At 34.1% G+C, this 23,173-nt stretch carries 17 protein-coding genes; 9 read left to right on the plus strand and 8 right to left on the minus strand.

Annotated features, from left to right (window positions below; all coding sequences use genetic code 11):
- The first annotated feature begins 19 nt into the window (after positions 1-19).
- Entirely contained in the window at positions 20-841 is an 822-nt protein-coding gene (locus tag BLT04_RS16960) for a hypothetical protein (protein WP_089757318.1), read from the plus strand.
- A gap of 124 nt (positions 842-965) precedes the next feature.
- Here the strand turns inward: BLT04_RS16960 and BLT04_RS16965 are convergent, their stop codons facing one another.
- The 4 genes from BLT04_RS16965 to BLT04_RS16980 form a co-directional block, all read right to left on the minus strand.
- A complete protein-coding gene (locus BLT04_RS16965) occupies positions 966-3,161 on the minus strand; it encodes a B12-binding domain-containing radical SAM protein (RefSeq protein WP_089756980.1) in 2,196 nt (731 codons plus the stop codon).
- 70 nt (positions 3,162-3,231) lie between these two features.
- Positions 3,232-4,104: a DMT family transporter gene (locus tag BLT04_RS16970; RefSeq protein WP_089756981.1), complete on the minus strand. Its 873-nt coding sequence runs from the start codon at positions 4,102-4,104 to the stop codon at positions 3,232-3,234.
- A gap of 89 nt (positions 4,105-4,193) precedes the next feature.
- A complete protein-coding gene (locus BLT04_RS16975; protein WP_089756982.1) occupies positions 4,194-5,456 on the minus strand; it encodes an aminotransferase class I/II-fold pyridoxal phosphate-dependent enzyme in 1,263 nt (420 codons plus the stop codon).
- Between the two features lie 76 nt (positions 5,457-5,532).
- Complete coding sequence (locus BLT04_RS16980; RefSeq protein ID WP_089756983.1) at positions 5,533-6,570, minus strand: PLP-dependent cysteine synthase family protein; 1,038 nt, start codon at positions 6,568-6,570, stop codon at positions 5,533-5,535.
- A gap of 221 nt (positions 6,571-6,791) precedes the next feature.
- Between BLT04_RS16980 and BLT04_RS16985 the strand changes: the two genes are divergently transcribed.
- The 8 genes from BLT04_RS16985 (at position 6,792) to BLT04_RS17020 (ending at position 19,717) form a co-directional block, all read left to right on the plus strand.
- Complete coding sequence (locus tag BLT04_RS16985; protein WP_089756984.1) at positions 6,792-10,277, plus strand: glycosyltransferase family 117 protein; 3,486 nt, start codon at positions 6,792-6,794, stop codon at positions 10,275-10,277.
- A 94-nt stretch (positions 10,278-10,371) separates the two neighbouring features.
- Positions 10,372-11,862 (plus strand): hypothetical protein, encoded by a 1,491-nt coding sequence (locus BLT04_RS16990; RefSeq protein WP_089756985.1) that lies wholly within the window; start codon positions 10,372-10,374, stop codon positions 11,860-11,862.
- A 110-nt stretch (positions 11,863-11,972) separates the two neighbouring features.
- The gene (locus BLT04_RS16995; RefSeq protein ID WP_089756986.1) at positions 11,973-12,500 is read left to right on the plus strand and encodes a DUF1697 domain-containing protein; all 528 of its coding nucleotides are present in this window, start codon (positions 11,973-11,975) and stop codon (positions 12,498-12,500) included.
- A gap of 188 nt (positions 12,501-12,688) precedes the next feature.
- The gene (gene kdsA / locus BLT04_RS17000) at positions 12,689-13,498 is read left to right on the plus strand and encodes a 3-deoxy-8-phosphooctulonate synthase (protein WP_089756987.1); all 810 of its coding nucleotides are present in this window, start codon (positions 12,689-12,691) and stop codon (positions 13,496-13,498) included.
- Between the two features lie 44 nt (positions 13,499-13,542).
- Positions 13,543-15,750 carry a TonB-dependent receptor plug domain-containing protein gene (locus BLT04_RS17005; protein WP_089756988.1) on the plus strand — a complete coding sequence of 736 codons (2,208 nt, stop codon included), beginning with the start codon at positions 13,543-13,545 and terminating at the stop codon, positions 15,748-15,750.
- Between the two features lie 148 nt (positions 15,751-15,898).
- The gene (locus BLT04_RS17010; protein WP_089756989.1) at positions 15,899-16,276 is read left to right on the plus strand and encodes an HYC_CC_PP family protein; all 378 of its coding nucleotides are present in this window, start codon (positions 15,899-15,901) and stop codon (positions 16,274-16,276) included.
- Between the two features lie 102 nt (positions 16,277-16,378).
- Positions 16,379-16,852: a DUF3347 domain-containing protein gene (locus tag BLT04_RS17015; RefSeq protein WP_089756990.1), complete on the plus strand. Its 474-nt coding sequence runs from the start codon at positions 16,379-16,381 to the stop codon at positions 16,850-16,852.
- A 111-nt stretch (positions 16,853-16,963) separates the two neighbouring features.
- Positions 16,964-19,717, plus strand: coding sequence for a multicopper oxidase domain-containing protein (locus tag BLT04_RS17020; protein WP_170828502.1), 2,754 nt, complete (start codon positions 16,964-16,966; stop codon positions 19,715-19,717).
- 32 nt (positions 19,718-19,749) lie between these two features.
- Here the strand turns inward: BLT04_RS17020 and BLT04_RS17025 are convergent, their stop codons facing one another.
- From BLT04_RS17025 to BLT04_RS17040, 4 genes are all read right to left on the minus strand, one after another.
- The gene (locus BLT04_RS17025) at positions 19,750-20,547 is read right to left on the minus strand and encodes a hypothetical protein (protein WP_089756991.1); all 798 of its coding nucleotides are present in this window, start codon (positions 20,545-20,547) and stop codon (positions 19,750-19,752) included.
- Between the two features lie 15 nt (positions 20,548-20,562).
- Positions 20,563-21,360 (minus strand): hypothetical protein, encoded by a 798-nt coding sequence (locus tag BLT04_RS17030; protein WP_089756992.1) that lies wholly within the window; start codon positions 21,358-21,360, stop codon positions 20,563-20,565.
- 1 nt (position 21,361) lies between these two features.
- Complete coding sequence (locus tag BLT04_RS17035) at positions 21,362-22,015, minus strand: hypothetical protein (RefSeq protein ID WP_139166275.1); 654 nt, start codon at positions 22,013-22,015, stop codon at positions 21,362-21,364.
- Between the two features lie 347 nt (positions 22,016-22,362).
- Positions 22,363-22,968, minus strand: coding sequence for a hypothetical protein (locus BLT04_RS17040; RefSeq protein WP_089756994.1), 606 nt, complete (start codon positions 22,966-22,968; stop codon positions 22,363-22,365).
- Positions 22,969-23,173 lie beyond the last annotated feature (205 nt).

The following is a 23,173-nucleotide window of genomic DNA, read 5'->3' on the forward strand; positions in this document are numbered from 1 at the left end:
ATGTAAAAATCCTGATTCTATGAAGAAAAATATGATCATGTTGTTTACAGTTTTGGGTATTTTTCTCAATGCTCAGATTATTAAAGTTAAAAGAGGTATTGTAAACATGGATGGTGTACACGTTGCAAAAATTTCAAACAAATCAAATCAATATACTTTTTTAGACTTAAAAGAAACTCCGATTTATACAATAGAATTTGTTGATAAAAGTATAGTTGATTCTGTAAGAGATAGTTATATTAAATTAAACAGGGTTTATAACAGAGATAAAACGCTAGAATTAGATTATATTTCACCGTCAGCTTTTTCGGGTGACGAAAAATCGGCGGTTTACACTTCTATAAAAAGTTTAAAAATTATTGATAATAAAGGAATTAACATTAAAAACCTCGACGAGCTTTTTTCAAAACCTCCTAAAAGAAATCTAGACAGTAAAACTAAAGAAGCATATACGATCAGAAATAAAATTGATAAGCTTAAAATTGAAGTCAATACAGTTGGAGAAATTCTGAGCAATGGAAAACCTGTCGGATATTTCACTAATTTGCCTGTGAGTTTTGGTTCTGAAGATACAATTACCGATAAAACTTTTGTTGATATTGAGATTTATGATGCCAACAGCAAGTATATTGGAAGATATATCACTACAACCAAACAGATCAAATCTGCTGCTGGTAAGACTTTTACGCTTTACAGAGAAATGTCGGGAAGAGCTTCGATTTTAAAATTTCCAACTTATAAAGCTATTGCAGAACGAATGGCAATTATGGATCCGAATTTTATTAAAGTTCAGGAAAAAGTAATTGTAGGAGAGGTTGTAAAAGATGGCGTTCAAAAGTAACTTATCAATAGAAGCGGGCTTTAGCCCGTTTACATAAAAACAAATTCAATTGGCTTTAGCCAAAACTTATAAAAACTCCTGAAAATTATTTTAGGAGTTTTTCAGTTCTTATAATTCTCAAAAGTTACAAGCTCAAAATCACCCCATTTTCCTTTAGCTGCTGCATCGGTTTTGAAAACCAAAATAATTCAAAGTCTTCAAAATTTTCTTCAAATTGATCTTTAAGTTGTTGAAGTGTAGACTTTTTCGGATTTTCTATAGAATTTTCTACTAAAGTTTTCATCAGCCATTCTGCTTTTTCTTGCTCCAGATCAACGCTCAAAACATTGGTTTTTAAATGGAATGTAAGTTGCGTATACGTATAGGAATATTTCTTTTTTGTTTTTACGCGATTCTCAGCGATTACGTTTTTTTCTGAAAAAACAATTTTTGAATTCCCTTTAAAACTGAAATTTTCTTCTTCCAACAGACAATCATGAATATAATCGGGATGAACCAATGTTTTAGGAATTTTAAAATCAAACCATTCCTGTAAAGGAATTTCAAAATTAATTCCGTGCATATAATTAAAAAGAGATTTTTTTAAACCAAAACTGAATTTACTGTGATCGATTCCGGTTTTGTCTGTAAAATCAATATCGTTATTGGCAAATAAAATTTCCTGCTTGATGGGAGTCACTCCAAATTCTTCAGGATTTAACCCGACTGGCGAATGAGCGGTCATGGCAAACTGATGCCAAAAAGCACTTTGCAAAATTCCCATTTCAAATAATTGTCGAACCATTTCCAGAGAATCAACAGTTTCCTGAATCGTCTGAGTCGGATAACCATACATCAGATAGGCATGAATCATAATTCCGGCTTCCGTAAAATTTCTTGTCACTTTTGCAACTTGTTCCACAGAAATTCCTTTATCGATTAATTGTAGCAATCGGTCACTTGCAACTTCCAATCCACCCGAAACGGCAACACAACCTGAAAGTTTTAACAAGAAACATAAATCTCGTGTAAAACTTTTTTCAAAACGAATATTCGTCCACCATGTAACCACAAGATTTCTTCGTAAAATTTCCAACGCAACTTCTCGCATCAAAGCAGGTGGTGCAGCTTCATCCACAAAATGAAAGCCTGTTTCACCCGTTGTTGCGATTAATTCTTCCATTCTGTCAACCAGAATTTTTGCAGAAATGGGTTCGTAAATTTTAATATAATCTAAAGAAATATCACAAAAAGTACACTTTCCCCAATAGCAACCGTGTGCCATCGTTAATTTATTCCATCTTCCGTCGCTCCATAAACTGTGCATCGGATTGGCAATTTCAATGACTGAAATATATTTATCTAACTGTAAATCAGTATAATCGGGAGTTCCGATGTCAGCCTGTTTGTAATCGTGTCTTGTAGAATTATTTTTATAAACAACTTTTTCATTTTCAAGTAAAAAAGTTCTTTTGAATTGAGATTCTTCGTTTTGTTGAGAATGACAAATGTTTTCATGAAGTAATTCAATCGGAAGTTCACCATCATCTAACGTAATAAAATCAAAAAATTCAAAAACTCTCTGATCTTTAATTTCCCTCAATTCAGTATTCGGAAAACCACCGCCCATCGCCGTTTTGATGTGAGGATAATTTTCTTTAATAAACTTTGCTGAGCGAAAAGCAGAGTATAAATTTCCCGGAAATGGGATAGAAAAGCAAATTAATTTTGGTTGAATCAATTCTATCTTTTCATGAAGAATTTTTAAGGTAAAATCATCAATAAAAGTCTGATTATCTAATAGTTTTAAATGCAATTCATCGAAAGAATTGGCACTTTTTCCCAATCTTTCTGCATATCTGCTAAAACCGAAATCTGAATCAATATTTTCAACAATATAATCCGATAAATCTTCTAAATATAAGGTTGCCAGATGTTTAGCTTTATCCTGAAGCCCCATATTTCCGAAAGCAAATTCCATGTCATCCAGTTGATTAAATCGAGAGGCTTCGGGAAGAAAATTCATTGAGCAGATTTGCCTTGCCAACGTCGGATTTTTACCTTGTAGAAAAGAAATAACCTGATCGATCGTTTTTAAATACTCATTTCTTAACGTAAAAATTCTTTGGGAATTTTCTGAAATGGTTTCAATATCAACTGGCTTGCTGAAAATTCTCTGAATTCCGTCTTTTGAAAATAATTCAAAAATAACTTCAATCCCCAAATCGATCTGATAGCTTGAAATATTTTTTGTGTTCAAAAAACCTTTGATATAAGCCGTCGCGGGATAAGGAGTGTTAAGTTGAGTAAAAGGCGGAGTAATAAGAAGCAGATCTTTCAACAGTAAAATTTTTGCAAAGTTATTTTAAATATTTAGTTTATGAAAACAATTATAAGCCTTAGTTACCATATCATTTTTTGTTCTTACTGTCTGAAATAATATTAAGTATTACACCTAAAAGTATTAAAATTATTCCTATAAAAAGAGTATAGGTAAATTTCTCCTGAAAAAACATAACACTTATCATTACTGCAACGACAGGTTCTAAAGCCCCTAAAATTGCAGTTGGCGTTGAGCCAATGTATTTGATGGCATAAACCAGGGCCACACATGAAATAACAGTAGTAAGGAATGCGAAAATAATTAAGTTAAAAAAAGTTTCTACATTTAGAATTTCGAAAGAATCTTTTCCGATTAAAGCTTTAAACATAAAAAATCCTGCAGTAAAAACCATGGAATAAAAGGAAAGCTTAAACCCAGAAATTTTCATGTTTGATTTGTTGACAACAACAATATATAATGCATAAAAAATAGCACTTAGCATCACAATTCCCAGACCTGGAAAGTTGATCTGAAAACCTGTTCCTTTTAAACAAAGTATAAAAACGCCGGTAAAAGCTAAAATTAAAGAGGCAATAGATAATTTGGTTAATTTTTCTTGATAAACAAAAAACATAATTAATGCAACGATAACCGGATAGATAAATAATACGGTAGAAGCAATTCCTGGAGTAAGGAAATCATATCCTAAAAATAAAAAGTCAGAAGAAAGGGCATAACATATTCCAAGAAAAGCCAAGAGCAACGCTTCTTTTTTACTAATGAAAAAGCTTTCTTTGGAATACAATAAATAGGCTCCAACCATTATGGCTGAAAAAAAGAATCTGTAAAATAAGCTAACGTCTAACGGAAAATCAGCCCGCTTAATAGGTATAATAAATATTGGTATTAAGCCATATGAAATTGCAGATAAAATGCATAATATGTAACCCTTAAATTTCATGATAAGTTTTAATATATACCTGTGCAAGTTAATAAAAATTAAAAGATCACTAAAAATTAGTGACCTTTAATTATATTATGGTATCGAAATTACATTTGTTTGTATTCGATATTCATTTGTTTTTCCATTTCTGCGTATACGCCAGAAGTTAATTTTTCTTTGATGCCTTCAAAAGCCGCTAAAGTTTCGTTAATTTCTGCATCTGTGTGAGAAGCTGTTGGAATTAATCGTAACAAGATCATTCCTTTTGGAATTACCGGATATACTACAACTGACGTGAAAACACCATAGTTTTCTCTTAGATCTTTTGCCAAAAGAGTAGCCTCAATGGTAGTTCCTTCAATAAAAACAGGGGTTACACAAGTATTTGTATTTCCAAGGTTGAAACCTCTTTCTTTTAATCCGTTTTGAAGCTTATATACATTTTCCCACAATTTGTCTTTAATTTCAGGACGAGTCCTCAACAGCTCCAGTCTTTTCAAACCTCCGATTACCATTGGCATTGTTAAAGATTTAGCAAAAATCTGAGAACGAAGATTGTATTTTAAGAATCTGATGATCGCTTCATCTCCTGAAAGAAATGCTCCGAAACCTGCCATTGATTTAGCAAAAGTTGAAAAATATACATCGATCTGATCCTGGCAACCTTGCTCTTCACCAGCTCCAGCTCCGGTTTTACCCAAAGTTCCGAAACCATGCGCATCGTCTACCAACAATCTGAAATTAAATTTAGATTTTAAATCACAAATTTCTTTCAGTTTTCCCTGCATTCCTCTCATTCCGAAAACACCTTCCGTGATCACGAGGATTCCGCCTCCGTTTTCCTCAGCTACTTTAGTTGCTCTTGCTAAGTTTTTTTCTAGGCTGGCAATATCGTTATGTTTGAACGTAAAACTTTTACCCATATGAAGACGAACTCCGTCTACGATACAAGCGTGAGAATCAGCATCATATACAATTACATCGTGTCTTGTCACCAATGCATCAATCGCTGAAACCATTCCTTGATAACCGAAATTTAAAAGATAAGCGGCTTCTTTCTGAGTAAATTCAGCCAATTCTTTTTCCAATTGCTGATGTTGCTGAGTTTCACCGGACATGGCTCTTGCGCCCATCGGATAAAACATTCCGTATTCTGCAGCAGCTTTTGCATCAGCTTCTAAAACTTCCGGATGGTTGCAAAGACCCAAATAGTCATTGGCACTCCAGAAAATCACATCTTTACCCTGAAATTTCATTCTCGGGCCAATCGGGCCTTCCAGTTTTGGGAAAACAAAATATCCTTCGGCATAATCAGCAAATTGTCCTAATGGACCGGGATTTTGTTTAATACGATCAAAAATATCTAACATTTTATTAATATTTAAGTAAAAAAGCCTTTCCTGATCTACAAAAAAGGCTTGATTTGTATATAAGTTTGTTTATTTCTTATTTAATGAATTCTGTTTTAAAAACTTCATCATAATTGTGAACGCAATTATTAACGAAACCCTGCTCAGCCATCCACTGGTCACTATATACCTTAGTGATATATCTTGAGCCGTGATCCGGATAAATCAAAACAACGATATCATCCTTTGAAAACTCGTGAGATTGTGCATATTGTATCAATGCCTGTGTAACAGCTCCGGTTGTATAGCCTCCCATGATCGCTTCTTTTAAAGCAATTTCACGGGTTCTGTAGGCAGACATTTCATCGTTTACTCTTACAAATTCGTCTACTTTATCAAAAAGAAGGGCTGACGGAATTAAATTTTTTCCCATTCCTTCGATCTGATATGGATGAACATCTTCCTTATGAATTTCTCCTGTCTCGTGGTAGCTCTTTAAAATAGAACCATCGGCATCAACACCAATAATCTTGATGTTAGGATTTTTCTCCTTTAAAAATTTTGCCGACCCTGATAATGTTCCACCTGTTCCAGTACAGGCCAAAAGGTGAGTGATCTTACCCTGTGTCTGTTCCCAAATTTCAGGACCCGTGGTCTGGTAATGCGCATCAATATTCAGCTCATTAAAATACTGATTGATATAAACCGAATTTGGAGTTTCTGAAGCAATTCTTTTTGCTACTTCATAATATGATCTGGGATCTTCTGCAGGTACATTCGCAGGACATATATAAACAGTGGCACCTAATGCTTTTAAATAAGCAATTTTTTCAGGCTTCGTTTTGTCACTTACCGCAAGAATGCATTTGTAACCTTTGATGATACAAACCATTGCAATTGAAAATCCTGTGTTTCCGGAGGTAGTTTCTACAACTACCGAATCTTCCTTTAATAAACCTTTTTTCTCAGCGTTTTCTATAATATGAAGTGCGATTCTATCTTTAGTGGAATGTCCCGGATTATATGATTCTAACTTGGCATAAACAGTTGCAGGAATATCTTTCGTTACAGTATTTAGCTTCACCATAGGAGTATTTCCTATTAGGCCAAGGATATTATCGTAAACATTACTCATTATTTGTTATTTTTCAATAAAAATCTGACCGCAAAAATACAAAAAAATAAATAATTACTAAACTTTTGTTTGATTTCTAAGCGTCAAATAGGTAAAAAATTTATTTTTATATGCAATCTATGGCATGAAATTTTCCAAAAACTGCGCCAAATCTTTAAATTTTGTTAAAAACAATATAAAATGATCGAAAAACCTTATTTTCGCGTAATTGATTTAATACTATGAAAAATTGGACTTTTAAGCAATGGAATACCGTCCTGGGATGGGTGATTTTCGTCATTGCATTTTTCACGTACTTATCAACAATAGAGCCCAATTTTAGTTTTTGGGACTGTGGTGAGTATATTTCTTCAGCGGTAAAATTAGAAGTAACGCACGCTCCGGGAGCTGCATTATTCCAGATTGTAGGGGCGGTAGCTGCTATTTTTGCTTTAGGAAAGGGTGAAAATTATTCTATTGTGATCAATGCCATGTCTGCATTGTTCAGCGCATTTACGATTCTATTTTTGTTTTGGACGATCACTCATTTTGTGAGAAGGCTTTTAAACAAAGATTTTGAAGACGTTACCCAACATCAGGAAATTTCAATTTTATTTGCCGGAGTGGTGGGAGCTTTGTGCTTCACTTTTTCGGATACCTTTTGGTTTTCGGCGGTAGAAGGCGAGGTTTACTCGATGGCGTCTATGTTTATTGCGCTTTTAGTCTGGTTAATTACCAAATGGGAAAACGAATATACAGCAACAGACAGCGAAAGATGGATCATTTTGATTTTCTTCATTTTAGGGCTTTCTGTGGGCGTTCACATGATGTGTATGTTGGCGATTCCTGCGGTTTGTTTAGTATATTATGCCAGAAATTATAAGTTTACATGGAAAAATTTCATTTGGGCTAATTTGTTGACTCTTGGAGTTTTAATTATTGTTTTTAAAATTATTTTCCCTTTGATTATGACCATGTTCGGAAGGCTGGAAATTTTCTTTGTCAACGGTTTGGGACTTCCTTTCCACTCAGGAACTATCGTGGCGTTCATTTTAATGGTAGCAATTTGTTATTTCATTATTAAATATGCCAGAAGAGCAAAAAAGAATATTTATCAGACAGCTGCTTTGTCGGTTGTTTATATGATCATCGGTTTCTCTTGTTGGATGGTAATTCCGATCAGAGCGAATGCAAACCCGCCAATGAACTTAAATGATCCAGACAACGCCATCGGAATGCTGGATTATTATAACAGGGTACAATACGGTGACTGGCCCACAATCTACGGTCAAAACTATACTGCTTTCCTTGATGCCAACGGAATTGAGAAAAATGATGACGGAAGCTACAAAACTGAGAAAACAGGAGATATTTACGAAAAAGACGAAAAAACAGGAACCTACAGAAAAACGGGTGACAGGTTCAATTATATTTTCAGCAAATCTCAGGTTGGTGTAATGCCGAGAATGTTCAGTGAAGATAAAGACGTGATGGCGAACTACATTTCGATGTACGGAGCCCCGGATTTTAAATTTAATGACAGTAACGAAGATATCGCAGACAATCCTCAGGCAAAACAGATTTATGATGAGTTGAGAGGAAAATACGAAGATAAATCAATTACAGCAGCAGATTATTTAAAAGTAAAACCTTATAATTTAATCAATGTTCAGAAGCCTTCGTTTGCTCAGAATATGGATTATTTCATCACTTTTCAAAACGGATATTACTTTGTAAGATACCTGATGTGGAACTTCGTGGGAAGACAGAATGACCTTGAAGGAAACATGGAAAGCACAAAAGGAAACTGGATTTCCGGGATTTCTTTTATTGACGATGGTTTATGGGGAAATCAGGAAAAAATGCCTGCAAAATTTAAAAATGAAAGTACCGTTAAATTCTTCTTTTTACCTTTGATTTTAGGATTAATCGGATTCTTTTTCCAATTAAATAAAGATTTTGGAAGATTTTACGCTTTGTTGTCTTTATTCGTTTTAACAAGTGTCGGAATTGTTTTCTACACAGGAGTGAAACCTTTTGAGCCTAGAGAAAGAGATTACGCAATGGTAGGTTCCTTCTACGCATTTGCAATCTGGATCGGTCTCGGAGCCGGTGCAATTCTTTGGTTCATTCAGGCAAAAGTAAAATCAAATGTGGCAAATATTGCTGCAGGAGTAGTATTGTTGGGAGTTCCTTTCATGATGGGCTTTCAAAACTATAATGTACACGACAGAAGCAACAGATATACAGCTTATGATTACGCCTATTCAGTGTTAAAATCGTTGCCGAAAGAAGATATTTTATTCGTTTACGGTGATAATGATACGTATCCGGTTTGGGCCATTCAGGAGACTGAAAGATTTAGGGATGATGTAAAAGTGGTGAATTTTACCCTTTTATCAACGCCCTGGAATATCGATCAGGTGAAAAGAAAAACGTACAACGCTAACCCGATCCCAAGTCAATTGACGCATGAAGATTACAGAGACGGTGTTAATGACCAGATCTATTTAATGAAAAAAGAAGACTGGGAAGGTATTTTTGCTTCTATGAAAGAGCAGGGCGCACCGGAAACTGAAATGCAGGTGTTTAAAAAATATCTGGTTCAGGATTCAATGACGTTGAAAGATGCCATGAATTTCATCAAAATGAAATCTCCTCAAAAAGATGAGATTTTAAAAATGATCTTCGGGGAAGAAAGATATGAGAAATACAATTTCTTACCGGTAAACAAATTTATTTTACCTGTTAATAAAGACAACGCGTTAAGAGCGGGAATCATCAATCAGGCAGATCTTCCGAATACGGTAAACCAGATTATGATCAATTATAAATCAAATACATTATATAAAAACAATTTAATGATGTTTGATATTTTGGCTAATTTTGACTGGAAACGTCCGATCAACTTCTCTTCTGGAGGCGTTTATGACAGTGAAAATATTTTTTATCTTGATGAATATCTTCAGTTTGACGGATTTAGTTATAGATTAATACCTGTTCATTCCCCACAAACTCCGGATGGTGAAATGGGAAGAGTAGATGCCAATTCTTTATATAATGTAGTGAGAAACTTCAGATGGGGTAATTTTAAAGACTTACATTCTCATTTCGACGAAACGGCTACTTCAAACATTATCAGCTACAGAAGTTCTGCAAGCAGAGCTGCAGCGGCATTATCATTAGCAGGGCAAAAAGGAAAAGCCGTAGAATTACTGGATTTGGCGGCAAAAGAAATTCCTGCTGAGAAATTTAATGATCCACGTTCTTTAAGTTCAATGGTTTACGGATATATCGTTGCCGGACAAGAGCAAAAAGGCCTTAAGCTGGCAGAAGTTCTTAAAAAAGGGATTTTTGAAGAATATGATTATTATTTAAGCTTAAGTCACGCAGATCAAAGCTATCTGAGAAGACAGATGAGAACAAAACCGATGGAATATTCGCTGGTAGTTTCCGCAGTTACAGATGCTTATGAAAAGATCGGACAGAAAGATAAAGCCTATGCTTACCTTGTACAGTCGATCGAGCCGATTGATAAAAAGTTTAATGCTTTTGTGAAAGATCTTCAGCAGATGGGAAAAGAAAAAGCCATGAAAGAGTCTGAAAACGTACAGAAAATCACGCCATTCTACCAATATTTATTTGATATTATGGAGCCTTTTGATTCCACGTATTCTAAGGAAAAAGAAAATCAGATCACTACGGCGATTATCAAAGCAACACAATAAAAATTATAATTGAAAACGGAACTTCGGTTCCGTTTTTTTATTATTGGGAATCCTAAATTTTAAGATTATATTTGTGCCAACATAAAAAGGCATGATGGCTGAAACGAAAAATTTTAAAATCCCAATGTATGCTGTAGCTTTTACAGTAATTTTCAAACTTCTTTTTTTGTTAACTCATTATATTCAGGAAGATGCGTTCATCACCTGGAGAGTAGCCCAAAACCTTATGGACTACGGAGTTATCGGCTTCAACGGAAACACAAAGATCTCTGCATCTACGACACATTTGTACGTTTTTGTTTCATATTTATTTAATTTAATTTTTGGAAAAGAAAATTTTATTGAACCTCTCTTAATTTTTAATTCTATACTTTTTACGATTGGAAGTTTGCTGCTTGCTCATTTGGTTTTAAAAAATCCTTGGCACAAAGCGATCTTTATATTTTTAATAGGAATTTTACCTCCCGCAATAAAAATTTCTATCTTAGGAATGGAATACGGAATTCTTTTCTTTTTGGAAATGGTTCTGTTATATTATGGTTTTAAGAAAGAGAAAAAATGGGTTTTAATCGTTTTGCCGGTTTTAATTCTATTTACAAGAATTGATACCTTAATATTCTTAGGAATTGTCTTTTTGGTTGATATTATTTGGACTAAAAAAATACGCTGGAGCTACATTTTAGGTGGAATTTTGGGGATTTCCGTTTCTGTGGCTTTCAACTGGTTTTACTTTGGAGAATTCGTTAATAATACGATTATAGCGAAAAAGCTTCTTTACGATCATCATTTTACATTCGCTCAGAATATTCAGTATTTTGTGCTGAATTACGGAAACTTCTGGGGAATGCTGAAATTACCTGGAGATTTTAATCCGTTCACGATTATTATCCTGATTTTTGAATTGCTTTGCTTTATTTATTTAATCAGACAAAAAGAAAAAAGAAATTATTTTCTTTGGATGATTTTCATTTTCGGATGGGTAAAACAATTGATCTTTTTATCCCAAAAAAGCTTGTTCGACTGGTATTACTGGGTTCCGCAGATTTTACTTTTTGTACCTGTTTTGATCTTTGTTTTAGAGCAAAAAGTGAAAAGAAATCTATGGTTGGGATCATTAATAGTATTTTATATAGTTCCGATGTTGGCTTTCCAGACCATTCATTCCATTGCAACAGGAAACGGAGAATGGAATTACAGAAGAACGATCGGTTTATTTTTAAACACATACGAAAAAGATAAAAATCAATGGATTTTACTTGAACCGGCGGGCTATGTTCCTTATTTTTCTGGCTTAAAATCGATTGATGAAGTTGGATTGGTCGACAAGCAAATTCAGACTGAAATTATAAAAGACAGAAAAAATTACTGGATTAACACGGTTAAAAACAGAAAACCGAAATATCTGCTTTCTTACAACAATTTATTTGAAGGAAAAGACGCAGAATATTATAAAACTCATTACAAATTGTTAAAAGAATTCCGTGTGAAGGACCACTTAAAAAGCGACAATAAAATCTTAGAGAAAATCTATATTTTAAAGCCTTCCGGAACGGATTATAATTTGTATGAAAAGATTAGAAATTAGAAATTAGAAATTAGAAATTAGAAATTAGAAATTAGAAATTAGAAATTAGAAATTAATTTTGCTAAACCTAAACCTAAACCTAAACCTAAACCTAAACCTAAACCCTAACTATGAAGTATTGTGCATTTCTCCGCGGCGTCAACGTCAAAGGAACAAACATGAAAATGGCGGATGTTTGCCGGGTTTTCAAAGATTCGGGGATGGATAATGTGGCCTCGATCCTGGCTTCCGGAAATATTGTTTTTTCGTCTGAAAAAAAGGCCGATGAATTGAAACAAATTCTTGAAAAAGCAATGTCTGATTATTTTTCTTACGAAGCTTTTTTATTCGTGAAATCTCAGGAAGAAACAGAAAATTTCTGGAACGGAAATCCGTTTGAAAAAAATGATGAACTTCATATTTACACCTTCGTAGGAAATGATGGCGTAGAAAAAGTTTTAATGAAAGAATTCGAAAATGCATTGAAAACAGAAAACGAAAAAGGCGAAATCGTTAATAATATTTTCTATTGGCAGGTTTCAAAAGGAAATACACTAGATTCTACCTTTGGAAAAATTTTAGGCAAAAAAAGCCTGAAAGACCAGTTTACAAGCAGAAATATTAATACTTTTGAAAAGATTCTGAAAAAGATGAATTAATAAAACGGCATCAAATAAAATAGATGCTTCGACAAGCTCAGCATGACATCTCTAATACTAACCGTTCTATTTTTACGTTTAAAGACAAACGTTGGCTTTAAGGGGTTCATAGTTGATTAAAGACTTCAAATAATTTCCGATTCTGAAACTTTATAAGTATTTTTACTGAACTTTTTAATTAAAATATAATGATTCAATATTTAGATAATATTCATCACAAAGATTCAAAAAACTTTTTCCTTATTGCAGGACCTTGTATTATTGAAGGGGAAGATATGGCATTAAGAATTGCTGAAAAGGTAATCGAACTTACCGATAAATATAACATTCCATATATATTCAAAGGAAGCTTTAAAAAAGCAAACAGAAGCCGGGTAGACTCGTTTACGACGATTGGTGAAGAAAAATCTTTGGAAATCCTTAAAAAAGTCGGTGAAACTTTTAATATTCCGACAACAACAGATATTCACGAGAATGAGCACGCTGCTTTGGCTGCGCAATATGTTGATGTTCTGCAGATTCCTGCGTTTTTAGTGCGTCAGACAGACCTTTTGGTTGCTGCTGCAAAAACAGGAAAATGTGTTTCATTAAAAAAAGGGCAGTTTCTTTCTCCGGAGTCGATGAAATTTGCCGTTCAGAAAATTACAGACTCTGATAATCAAAAAGTTGCCATTATTGAAAGAGGAAATTCTTTCGGATATACGGATTTAATTGTTGATTACAGAGGAATTCCTACGATGAGACAATATGCGCCTGTAATTTTGGATGTTACGCATTCTTTGCAACAGCCAAATCAAAGTTCGGGAGTTACAGGAGGCAGACCGGATTTAATCGAAACAGTTGCTAAAGCTGGAATCGCGGTGGGAGCAGACGGTATTTTCATCGAAACCCATCCTACACCGGAAACCGCTTTGTCTGACGGTGCCAATATGCTAAGACTAGATTTATTAGAAGATTTACTGCAAAAATTAACAAGAATTAGAGAATCCATTTTGTAATTGTTAAAAAAACATTAAATTTAGAAATTCTTAAACCATTTCTTTTGAAAAAAATAGTCTTACCACTAAGCCTTATGGTTCCCATGTTAGTATTTTCTCAATCAAAAAAGAGAGATACGGCAACAAAAGTAACCGATATTGAGGAAGTCGTTTTCCAGAAAAAAGTCACAGGACGAACAAACGACATTACTGCTGTAAAAATTTCAGCAAAAGATGCTCAGAATGTAGCCAGTATTTCCGGAGGTATTGAAGGAATTATTAAAACCTTACCTTACGTAAACTCAAATACAGAGCTTTCTTCACAATATATGGTTCGTGGTGGAAACTATGACGAAAACCTTATCTATATTAATGATATCGAGATTTACAGGCCTTTCCTGATCAGAAATTCTCAGCAGGAGGGAATGAGTATCATTAACCCGGATATGGTTTCTACCGTTAACTTTTCTGCAGGAGGATTTGAAGCAAGATACGGAGATAAAATGTCTTCGGCATTGAATATTTATTACCGTGAGCCTGAAAAATTTGAACTTTCAGGAGAAGCAAGCTTAATCGGAGGAAGATTAACGACAGGTTTAGCTTCAAAAAATAAAAAATTAACGGCTTTATTTTCAGGAAGATACAGGAATACTAATCTTGTTCTTAATACATTAAAAGAAGATACGGATTTTAACCCGACCTATTGGGATTTTCAAACGTATCTTAATTACCATATCAGTCCGAAATTCTCACTTTCATTCATAGGATATTATTCTAAAAACGACTATGAAATGGTTCCCAAGGAAAGAAGTGTGACTTTTGGAAGCCTTCAGCAGCCGATTACCGTAAATATCGGATACGGTGGCCGTGAAGAAGATATGTATAAAAACATGATGGGAACGTTTTCAATGAACTATAAGCCATCGGATAAATGGCGATTTACACTTGACAGCTTTTCTTATCAGAACAGAGAAAAAGAATATTATTCGATTGCGTCGAGCTACGAGCTTCAGACATTTGATCCTGTAAGCGGAGATCCTATTACTTCTTATGATGTTGGCGGACAGATCGAGCATGCCAGAAATGATTTATTCGTAAGGACCTACGGAACTCAGTTTAAAACACGTTTTTCTCCAAATGTAAATACAGATATTGAAGTAGGATTTAAATTTGAAAAAGAGAATTTAAAAGACCTTACCAACGAATGGAAATTGGTGGATTCTGCGGGCTACAGCCTTCCAAGACCGATTGACGATCCCAGATTTGGTGATCCCGGCGATCTTGATCTTCTATATAGAATTTCAGGAAATAACCACATTGAGCCAACGAGACTTTCTGCATATGCACAATATTCTCAGAAGTTTTTCTGGGGCGCAAGTAAGGTTTTTGTAAATGTGGGCGCAAGGGTTGCTAATTGGAGCTTCAACAAGGAAACAATTTTCTCACCAAGATTCCAGTTTGCAATAAAACCGGATTGGGATTCTGATATGTTGTTTAAAGTTTCCGGAGGGGTTTATTACCAATCGCCTTTTTATAAGGAAATCAAAGACTTAGACGGTAATTTTAATTCAAATATAAAATCTCAGCGTTCTTTGCAGTTAATTTTAGCGAACGATTACGAATTTTTTATGTATGACAGGCCGTTTAAGTTAACAACGGAAGCTTATTACAAGAAAATGGATAATTTAATTCCGTATTATATGGATAATGTAAGAATCCGTTATTCCGGACAAAATAATGCTTCAGGATACGCATACGGAATTGATGCAAGATTATTCGGGGAATTTGTTCCGGGGGTAGATTCTTGGCTATCAGCAAGTTATGCAAGAGTTTTTGAAAATATTGATGGAAGAGGAAATATTCCGAGACCAACTGATCAAAGGTTCAGATTCGCGATGTTCTATCAGGATTATATGCCTAAATTTCCTTCTATGAGGGTGAATTTAACATTGACCTATGCGATGGGATTGCCAAACGGAGCGCCTGTTTTCACAGATCCTTATCAGTATCAAAAGACGTTGCCTTCATACAAAAGAGTTGATTTAGGTCTTTCAAAAGTATTTATCGACAGAAAAGACAACAAAAAAACGTATGGTTTCTGGGGTAATTTTGATGAATTGATTTTGGGTGTACAGGTTTTCAATGCATTTAATATCAATAATACCGTTGCCAATCAATGGATTACAGATTATAATTCAAACTTAATGTATCCGGTTCCGGTTCGTTTGACGGGGCGTTTCTTTAATGTGAAATTAGAGTTTAAAATTAAATAATTAGGCGTTAGGGCTTAGGATTAGTTTAAAATCGACTATAAATAATAAAGCTCCTGATTTTTTCAGGAGTTTTTTATTTTCCAAATTTTATAACAACAATACAAAATTCTATAACATCATTATCAAAGATATTCCTAACTTTGCTCTTATGAAAAAGATTCTTGCCATACTGTTCTCTGTTTTCTACTTCGGATTTTCTTCCGGAGCGGTTTTCAGCGTTCATTCTTGTATGCAGGAAATGACTTCTATCAGTCAGAAAACCGATGATATTTGCAGTAAATGTGGTGTTAAAACAAAAAAAGATTGCTGTAAAACGGAGATTAAGATTGTCAAAGTCGATGATTCTCAAAAATCTGACTTTCTTACCATTGATATTTTAAAACAGATTTCAGAAATTGAAATCCATGAGTTTTTCTTTATTGACAAATCTTTTTCAGCCACAAAATTTACTCAAATTCAGATCAATGGTCCGCCAGAAAATCGGTGGGTTCCCTTATTTATAAATCATTGTAATTTTAGAATTTAGAATTTGTCAGTCGTTTGATATTATGATCGTTACGAACGACACGACCTGTCGCGCTATACGATATTTTTTAAAAATTCTTTATTAATTCTAAAATTTAAAACAATGAAAAAATATATTTTCACAGTAGTATTCTCTTTATTTACAATCATTTCATTTTCAGCGCAATCTAAAAAAGATGCCCAGGTTTCTAAACTTTACCAAAATTATATTGCGATAAAATCAGCGTTGGCTTCTGATGATGCCGATAAAACTTCAAAAGCGGCTACAGAATTCATTAAAACAGCTTCTGCAATTGACTACAAGGTCGTTTCAGAAGGAAATTTAAATACACTTAAAAAAGACGCAACGGTAATTTCAGATTCACGAACAATTACAGCTCAAAGAGAAACCTTCTTTAACCTTTCTGATAATATGATTGCTCTGGCGAAAGAGTTCAAATTATCTGATAATCCAGTCTATGTTCAATATTGTCCGATGGCTGACGGAAGCTGGTTAAGTGACGAAAAGAAAATCATAAATCCTTATTACGGAAGCTCAATGCTTTCTTGTGGAAATGTGAAGGCAGAGATTAATTAATTTTCATATTTAATTTAAAAACAACAAGTTGTGTAGCTTGAGTTAAAATTAGATTTAATTATTTTTTAAAATTCAGCTATATAACTTTTAAATTTAAAAGTTCGAAATATTATGAAAAAAGTAATACTATTTCTGATGCTTCTATTTTCTGTTTTCAGTTTTTCACAAATCACAAAAACATTTTTCACCTGTCCGATGGATCGGGAAATCATTTCTTCAAAATCTGGAGATTGTCCAAAATGCGGAATGACACTGGTGAAAAAAACGGTTATCATAAAACCAAAAGCTATTGCAAAACCGCAAATAAAAGTTTCGCCAAAAACAGAAATAAAACCAGAAATTAAGAATAAGGCTAACATTGGGATTGAGAAGAAAATTGATATTAAAAGAGTAAAAAAGAATAAAGAAACTGATAAAATAAATTATTCTAAAACTCAAACTTTATCTCAGCCTAAACCCGAATCTCAATCTCAAAAATATACTTGTCTGATGCATCCGGAAGTCATTTCAGACAAATCCGGAAAATGCCCGAAATGCGGAATGGATTTAGTTGAAATTGAGAATAATTCCAAGCCTCAATCTGAACCTGAATCTCAAACTTTTACTCTAAAAAGAAATTCAGAAAATGGAAAAATAAGCTTTGAAGGAAAGACTGTTCGCTATGATTTATATGTAAAAGACACGATTGTAAATTTTACAGGAAAAAGCCGCAGAGCGATTGCTGTAAACGGAAAATTGCAGGCGCCGACTTTATATTTTACAGAAGGGGATACCGCAGAAATCTATCTTCATAATATGCTCAAAGAAAACACAGGCTTTCACTGGCATGGTGTGATCTTACCGAATGAGCACGACGGAGTTCCTTACCTGACAACAAAGCCCGTACAACCCGGAGAAACACATCTGTATAAATTTAAAGTTTCTCAAAACGGAACCTATTGGTATCATTCTCATGAAGGTTTGCAGGAACAAATCGGGATGAACGGGATTTTAATTTTTAATAAAAGAAAAGGCGAGCCAAAAGTGAATTATTCCAAAGAAATCCCTGTTTTGCTGGGAGATTGGAGCGATGAAGATCCGATGCAGATTGCGAGAAGGCTTCATATGGCCAATACGGATTGGTATGCGATCAGGAAAAATGCGGTTCAAAGTTATTGGGAAGCTATAAAATCAGGGAATTTGGGAACAAAAGCTCTGAACGAGTGGAAAAGAATGGAAGCAATGGACGTGAGTGATGTATATTATGATAAATTTCTCATCAACGGCTTGCCAAGCTCGGATTATTCTAATTTGAAAGCGGGAGATAAAGTTCGTTTGAGAGTTGCCAACGGCGGTTCTTCCACTTATTTCTGGCTGAATTTCGGAGGCGGTAAAATAAAAGTCATTGCCAATGATGGAAATGACGTCGTTCCGATAGAAGTTGATCGGCTGATCGTCGGGGTTTCCGAAACGTATGATATTGAAGTGACGATTCCAGAAAATAAAAGCTTTGAATTCCGTGCTACTTCGGAAGACAGAATCGGTCATGCTTCACTTTGGCTGGGCTCAGGAGAAAAAATTGAAGCGCCGGATTTACCAAGGTTAAAGTTGTTTGAAGGCATGAAAATGATGAACGGAATGATGGAAATGAGCGGAAATATGAAGCCGATGAACATGACGATGGGAAACCAGATGATGGATATGAATGAAGTGATGTACCCCGAACTTCCTGAAAGTCAACGAAAAATGACAGCCAGGCATATTAATGAAATGATGGGAATTAAATCTAAAGAAGAAGATCATTCTAATCATTCAGGAATGGAAATGAATGCGAAAAAATCAATTAAAAGACTGTCTTACAATATGTTGAAATCTCCTGAAAAAACAATCCTACCGTCTGAAAATGTACGGGAATTAAATTTCAGGCTTGAAGGAAATATGAACCATTATTTGTGGACGTTAGACAATAAAACTGTTACGGAAACAGATAAAATTTTAGTCAAAAAAGGGGAGATTTTAAGGATTACAATGTATAATAATTCGATGATGCGGCATCCGATGCACCTTCATGGCCATGATTTTAGGTTGATTAATTCAAAAGGGGAATATTCACCCTTGAAAAATGTGGTCGATATTATGCCGATGGAAACCAATACGATCGAATTCGCAGCCAATCAGGACGGAGACTGGTTTTTTCACTGTCATATTCTGTATCACATGATGGCGGGAATGGGAAGGATTTTTAGCTATGAAAATTCAAAGCCGAATCCGCATCTTCCGAACAGAAAGCTGGCCTGGAAAGACTTTTTGAAAGATAACAGAATGGTAAGCTCAATGGCAATGCTGGATATTGCAAGCAATAAAATGCATGCAGAAACGATGACAATGTTTGGTCCGAGATGGGCAAATATGAACGAGTTTCATTCAAATTGGGATTTTAATCATCTTGAAGGAAATTTTAAGGTCGGAAGATTTTTAGGAAAATTCCAATGGGCGCTGCCTTACGCAGGTTTCAGAGTTCAAAAAAATCATGAAATCATGGAAAGGCAAATGGCTAAAGAAATGGAAATGGATTTTCACGGAAAAAAAACCTGGTTCGGACAACAAAAAGCTTCAAAAAACAAAGCCGTTTTTATCGTTGGGGCTCAATATCTGTTGCCAATGCTGATTACAGCGGATGCCAGTGTTGATCAGAACGGAAAAGTTTTATTGGAATTAAGCCGTGAAGATATTCCCATTTCCAGAAGATTGAGAGGCAATTTCAGTATTAATTCTGATGGAGAATTTAATTCAGGATTACGGTATATTTTACAAAAATGGCTATCAGTTTCCGGAAATTATGACAACGAAATGGGCTGGGGGGCCGGAATTACATTAACCTATTAATGAAAAAGGAACTCTACTTGAGTTCCTTTTTTTTATTTTAACTTAATAATTGTCACACTGGAAGGGGTTGTTGTATCAAAATTTACCGTTCCGTTATAAGCGCTTCCGTCACGCCATCTTTTAGAATGTAAGGTTAAAATTTGTCCGGCATTAGCATAAACGTATGAATTTGAGCTAAATGCAAATCTGCCGTTGATATTTATTTTACCCGGATCGTATTGCGGTGGAAGAGTTGCAATGCTTGATGAAGCTAAATTTCCATCAAGATTAAAATAGATATAATCATAAACTTCTGATGCCTGAGCTGCGGGGCTTTGTTTCAATGCAAGATTTACTGAAACAAGATACAAACCGGCTTGTTTTATTTTCAATTGATAATCATTGATTTTTTGAAAAATATTGGTGTCATCATTAAAGCTCAGGGTATTAAAAATATCAATATTGGTGGGAGCTGCAATTGTTGCAGAATTAAAATTCGTGGTGCTTGATGCTGAATTTGAAAATTTTACCGCCTTAGCTTTTGGCTCGCCAAGACTTGAAGGATAGATCCATTCACCATTATTCCATTGATAAACTCCTGGAAAAACGGCAGTAGCGTCTGTGCCGTTGCTTATGGTATTGAAAACCAATGTTCCGTTAGGAATATTTCCTGACAAAGGCGCTTTATTATTGGTCGCAATTAAGGCTAAGCGGGGAATTAATGCACCTTTATTTGTACTTGTGATATCCAAAACAGCTGAAGTTGAAGGTGAAGATGTACCGATACCAACTTGTGAATATAAATTTATAACTGGGAAAATTAATAGTAAAATTTTATATATTTTTTTCATAATTGTAGATTTTATTTATCTGATTCTTAATAAAGCAATACTTGAATCTCCACTTTGATGAAATTTTACCTCAGCATCACCGTAACCGCTGGAATAAGTTCCTGCAGTTTTTTTAATTTTTATGCTGATAATATCGTTTGTATTTAATGGTAAATATTCTGTAAATGCGTAGGAAAATAAACCTCTGTCACTGTTCACAGAAGCAGTTTCTTCAGGAGAAAATACCTGTTCTGTACCTACAGGATTGCCGTTAATAAAAAGTCTTGCGCTTAACGATACCATAGAATTATCCCCGCCGCTTAATCTGTCAAAAGATAAGATTGAAGAAATAGAATATAATCCTTGTTTTTTAATTGTAAGTGTTTGATTTGTAGTATTTACGGAATAAATGCTGCTGCTTTCGTTATATACTAAATTACCAAATAGCTTTACATTTTGGAGTGTCGTTGTGTTATAATTAGTTGTAATTTCTGAGTTTGTATATTTCATGGCGGCGGTTTCGAGATTGGTGCTCATATTGGTCCATTGCTGATCTTCTGCGCTCCACCAATAGATTCCCGGACTGATAAGATTGGGAAAGCTTCCTGTAGTTGACGTATTAAAAACAATTGTTCCCGTAGGAATAGTTGGTAAAAGCGGAGTAGTCGCGGTTCTTGAAACCAATGCAACTCTTGGAAAAAGCAAACCTTTATTACTGGATTCCAGCTGTAGCATTACGCCATCTGAATTTACAGCAGTTCCGATTCCGATTTGGCCGGAGTAAAAGGTGAACAGTCCTGAAAACAGGATTAATGAATATAGGTATTTTTTCATTTTATCTGATTTTTTCGATAGAAATAGTTGACGAATTTGCGTTTCTGAAATACACCTCCGTATTGGGATCTATTTCATAAGCTCTGGCTCTCAATGTATACCCGGCCACGTTTACAGGAACATAGACAATATATGCACGGCTATTCGGTTGCGAGGTAACTTCTCTTCCAGGAACATAAATATTTTCAGAAACAATATTTTCCTGGTTATTTATCAGAATTTCTATTCCAAAATTATCTTTGCTTCCGTTAGAAAAAAGATCAAGATTCAACATTACTTTATAATAGCCTGTTTCATTGATTTTCAGTGTTGTATTATCAACTTTCTGATAAAGTCCCGGATTGTTGTTAAATCTCACATTCGCAAACAAATCGGTAAAAACACCACTTCCGGAATTAATATTGGTCGTCGTATTTTGATTTGAAAACAGTGCCGTTTCTGCCGCATTTTTTTGCTGAACTTTTATCCAACCTGGAACAGCATTGTCCCAATAATAAAACCCCGGACTGACAGCAGTAGCACCATTTCCCGCCGTATTGGTATTGTAAACCATAAGTCCGGTTGTCGGCATTCCTGTAATAGGCGTGAACAGGGAAGTAGATGTGAGGGCAATATTTGGAAGAAGCATGCCTTTATTTGCACTTTCTACTTGCATAATAATTCCGTTTTGAATAGTTGATGTACCTATCCCTATCTGTGCCTTAATATTTGAATAAAAACAAATAAAAAGGACAGAGATAAAATAAAATTTTCTCATAATTTTTTATATCAGGTAATTGTGAATTTTTTTCAAATGTAATCTTTTTTTGATAGTAAACAAATGGTTTTTATAGTGATATTTAATGTGTTTACTATCAGTGATTTGTGTAATTTTAAATTAACATTTTAATTCACACTAAAATGATTCTGTTATAAAAAAATAAGCTTTAAGATTTAAAGCTTAATAATGAAATTAATTAATATTTTATTTTTCTTAAAACTGTCTTTTTTAATTGAACTAAATCATTGCTTTAATTTTTTTATTTCATTTAACAGTTGGTTTTGCTTATTGATGAAATTATTTAGACTGTCTGTTTTCAAAGGATGTGCATTTTGATATTTTTCAATTTCAGGAAGCGTTTTTCTGATTTTGAAAACAGTATAAAGATCATTCATTTTATCTTTATTTTTATTAATCTGAGCAATTAAAATTTTAATATTTTTAATTTTCAAATCATATTTTTCGGCATTGATTGTAATTTCTTTTTCAATTTGCTTTTGTAAAATTGAATCATTGATTGAAGCAGCATGATAATTGGCACTTAAGTAATAAGAAGTAGATTTTCCGAGAATTTTATTATAATTTAAAACAACTTTCTCCGAATTTTCATTTGTTTTTTCTATTTTATCATCTAAATCCTGTAAATTTTTATTGTTTTTAATTAATTCATAATAAATTTCATTAATAAAATCTCCGCCATCTGAATATCTTGCATCTTTAAGCGAACCGGAAACCGAAGATTCTGCATTGTCAACGGCATTATCTACAATGGGGTTATTCTGAGACTTATTTTCTCCGCACGAAATTAATAAAAAGGCTAGTGCAGACACTAAAAACATTTTTTTCATAGTTAATTTATTTTTTTATTCCTATCATAAAGTTGTCCTTTTGTAAGGACATCAACATAATATGGAAGTTTTGTACATAGATATTTCGGAATGACAAACATATGGATATTTTTTTTCCAATTTTCCAAGCCATATTTAAAATTTGCAACTAATGCTTTAGTTTTTGCAACATATCCCGTTCATACGCATTCTACCTTTGTCATGT

The sequence above is a fragment of the Chryseobacterium soldanellicola genome (assembly GCF_900100115.1).
GTDB lineage: Bacteria > Bacteroidota > Bacteroidia > Flavobacteriales > Weeksellaceae > Chryseobacterium > Chryseobacterium soldanellicola.

Bases quoted from the DNA above. Each gene is read 5' to 3' on its own strand.
- BLT04_RS16990 (WP_089756985.1), top strand. From the start codon at position 10,372: ATGGCTGAAACGAAAAATTTTAAAATCCCAATGTATGCTGTAGCTTTT.
- BLT04_RS17015 (WP_089756990.1), top strand. From the start codon at position 16,379: ATGAAAAAATATATTTTCACAGTAGTATTCTCTTTATTTACAATCATT.
- kdsA (WP_089756987.1), top strand. From the start codon at position 12,689: ATGATTCAATATTTAGATAATATTCATCACAAAGATTCAAAAAACTTT.
- BLT04_RS17025 (WP_089756991.1), bottom strand. From the start codon at position 20,547: ATGAAAAAAATATATAAAATTTTACTATTAATTTTCCCAGTTATAAAT.
- BLT04_RS17035 (WP_139166275.1), bottom strand. From the start codon at position 22,015: ATGCAAGTAGAAAGTGCAAATAAAGGCATGCTTCTTCCAAATATTGCC.
- BLT04_RS16960 (WP_089757318.1), top strand. From the start codon at position 20: ATGAAGAAAAATATGATCATGTTGTTTACAGTTTTGGGTATTTTTCTC.
- BLT04_RS17020 (WP_170828502.1), top strand. From the start codon at position 16,964: ATGAAAAAAGTAATACTATTTCTGATGCTTCTATTTTCTGTTTTCAGT.
- BLT04_RS16985 (WP_089756984.1), top strand. From the start codon at position 6,792: ATGAAAAATTGGACTTTTAAGCAATGGAATACCGTCCTGGGATGGGTG.
- BLT04_RS17010 (WP_089756989.1), top strand. From the start codon at position 15,899: ATGAAAAAGATTCTTGCCATACTGTTCTCTGTTTTCTACTTCGGATTT.
- BLT04_RS16970 (WP_089756981.1), bottom strand. From the start codon at position 4,104: ATGAAATTTAAGGGTTACATATTATGCATTTTATCTGCAATTTCATAT.
- BLT04_RS16980 (WP_089756983.1), bottom strand. From the start codon at position 6,570: ATGAGTAATGTTTACGATAATATCCTTGGCCTAATAGGAAATACTCCT.
- BLT04_RS17030 (WP_089756992.1), bottom strand. From the start codon at position 21,360: ATGAAAAAATACCTATATTCATTAATCCTGTTTTCAGGACTGTTCACC.
- BLT04_RS17040 (WP_089756994.1), bottom strand. From the start codon at position 22,968: ATGAAAAAAATGTTTTTAGTGTCTGCACTAGCCTTTTTATTAATTTCG.
- BLT04_RS16975 (WP_089756982.1), bottom strand. From the start codon at position 5,456: ATGTTAGATATTTTTGATCGTATTAAACAAAATCCCGGTCCATTAGGA.
- BLT04_RS16995 (WP_089756986.1), top strand. From the start codon at position 11,973: ATGAAGTATTGTGCATTTCTCCGCGGCGTCAACGTCAAAGGAACAAAC.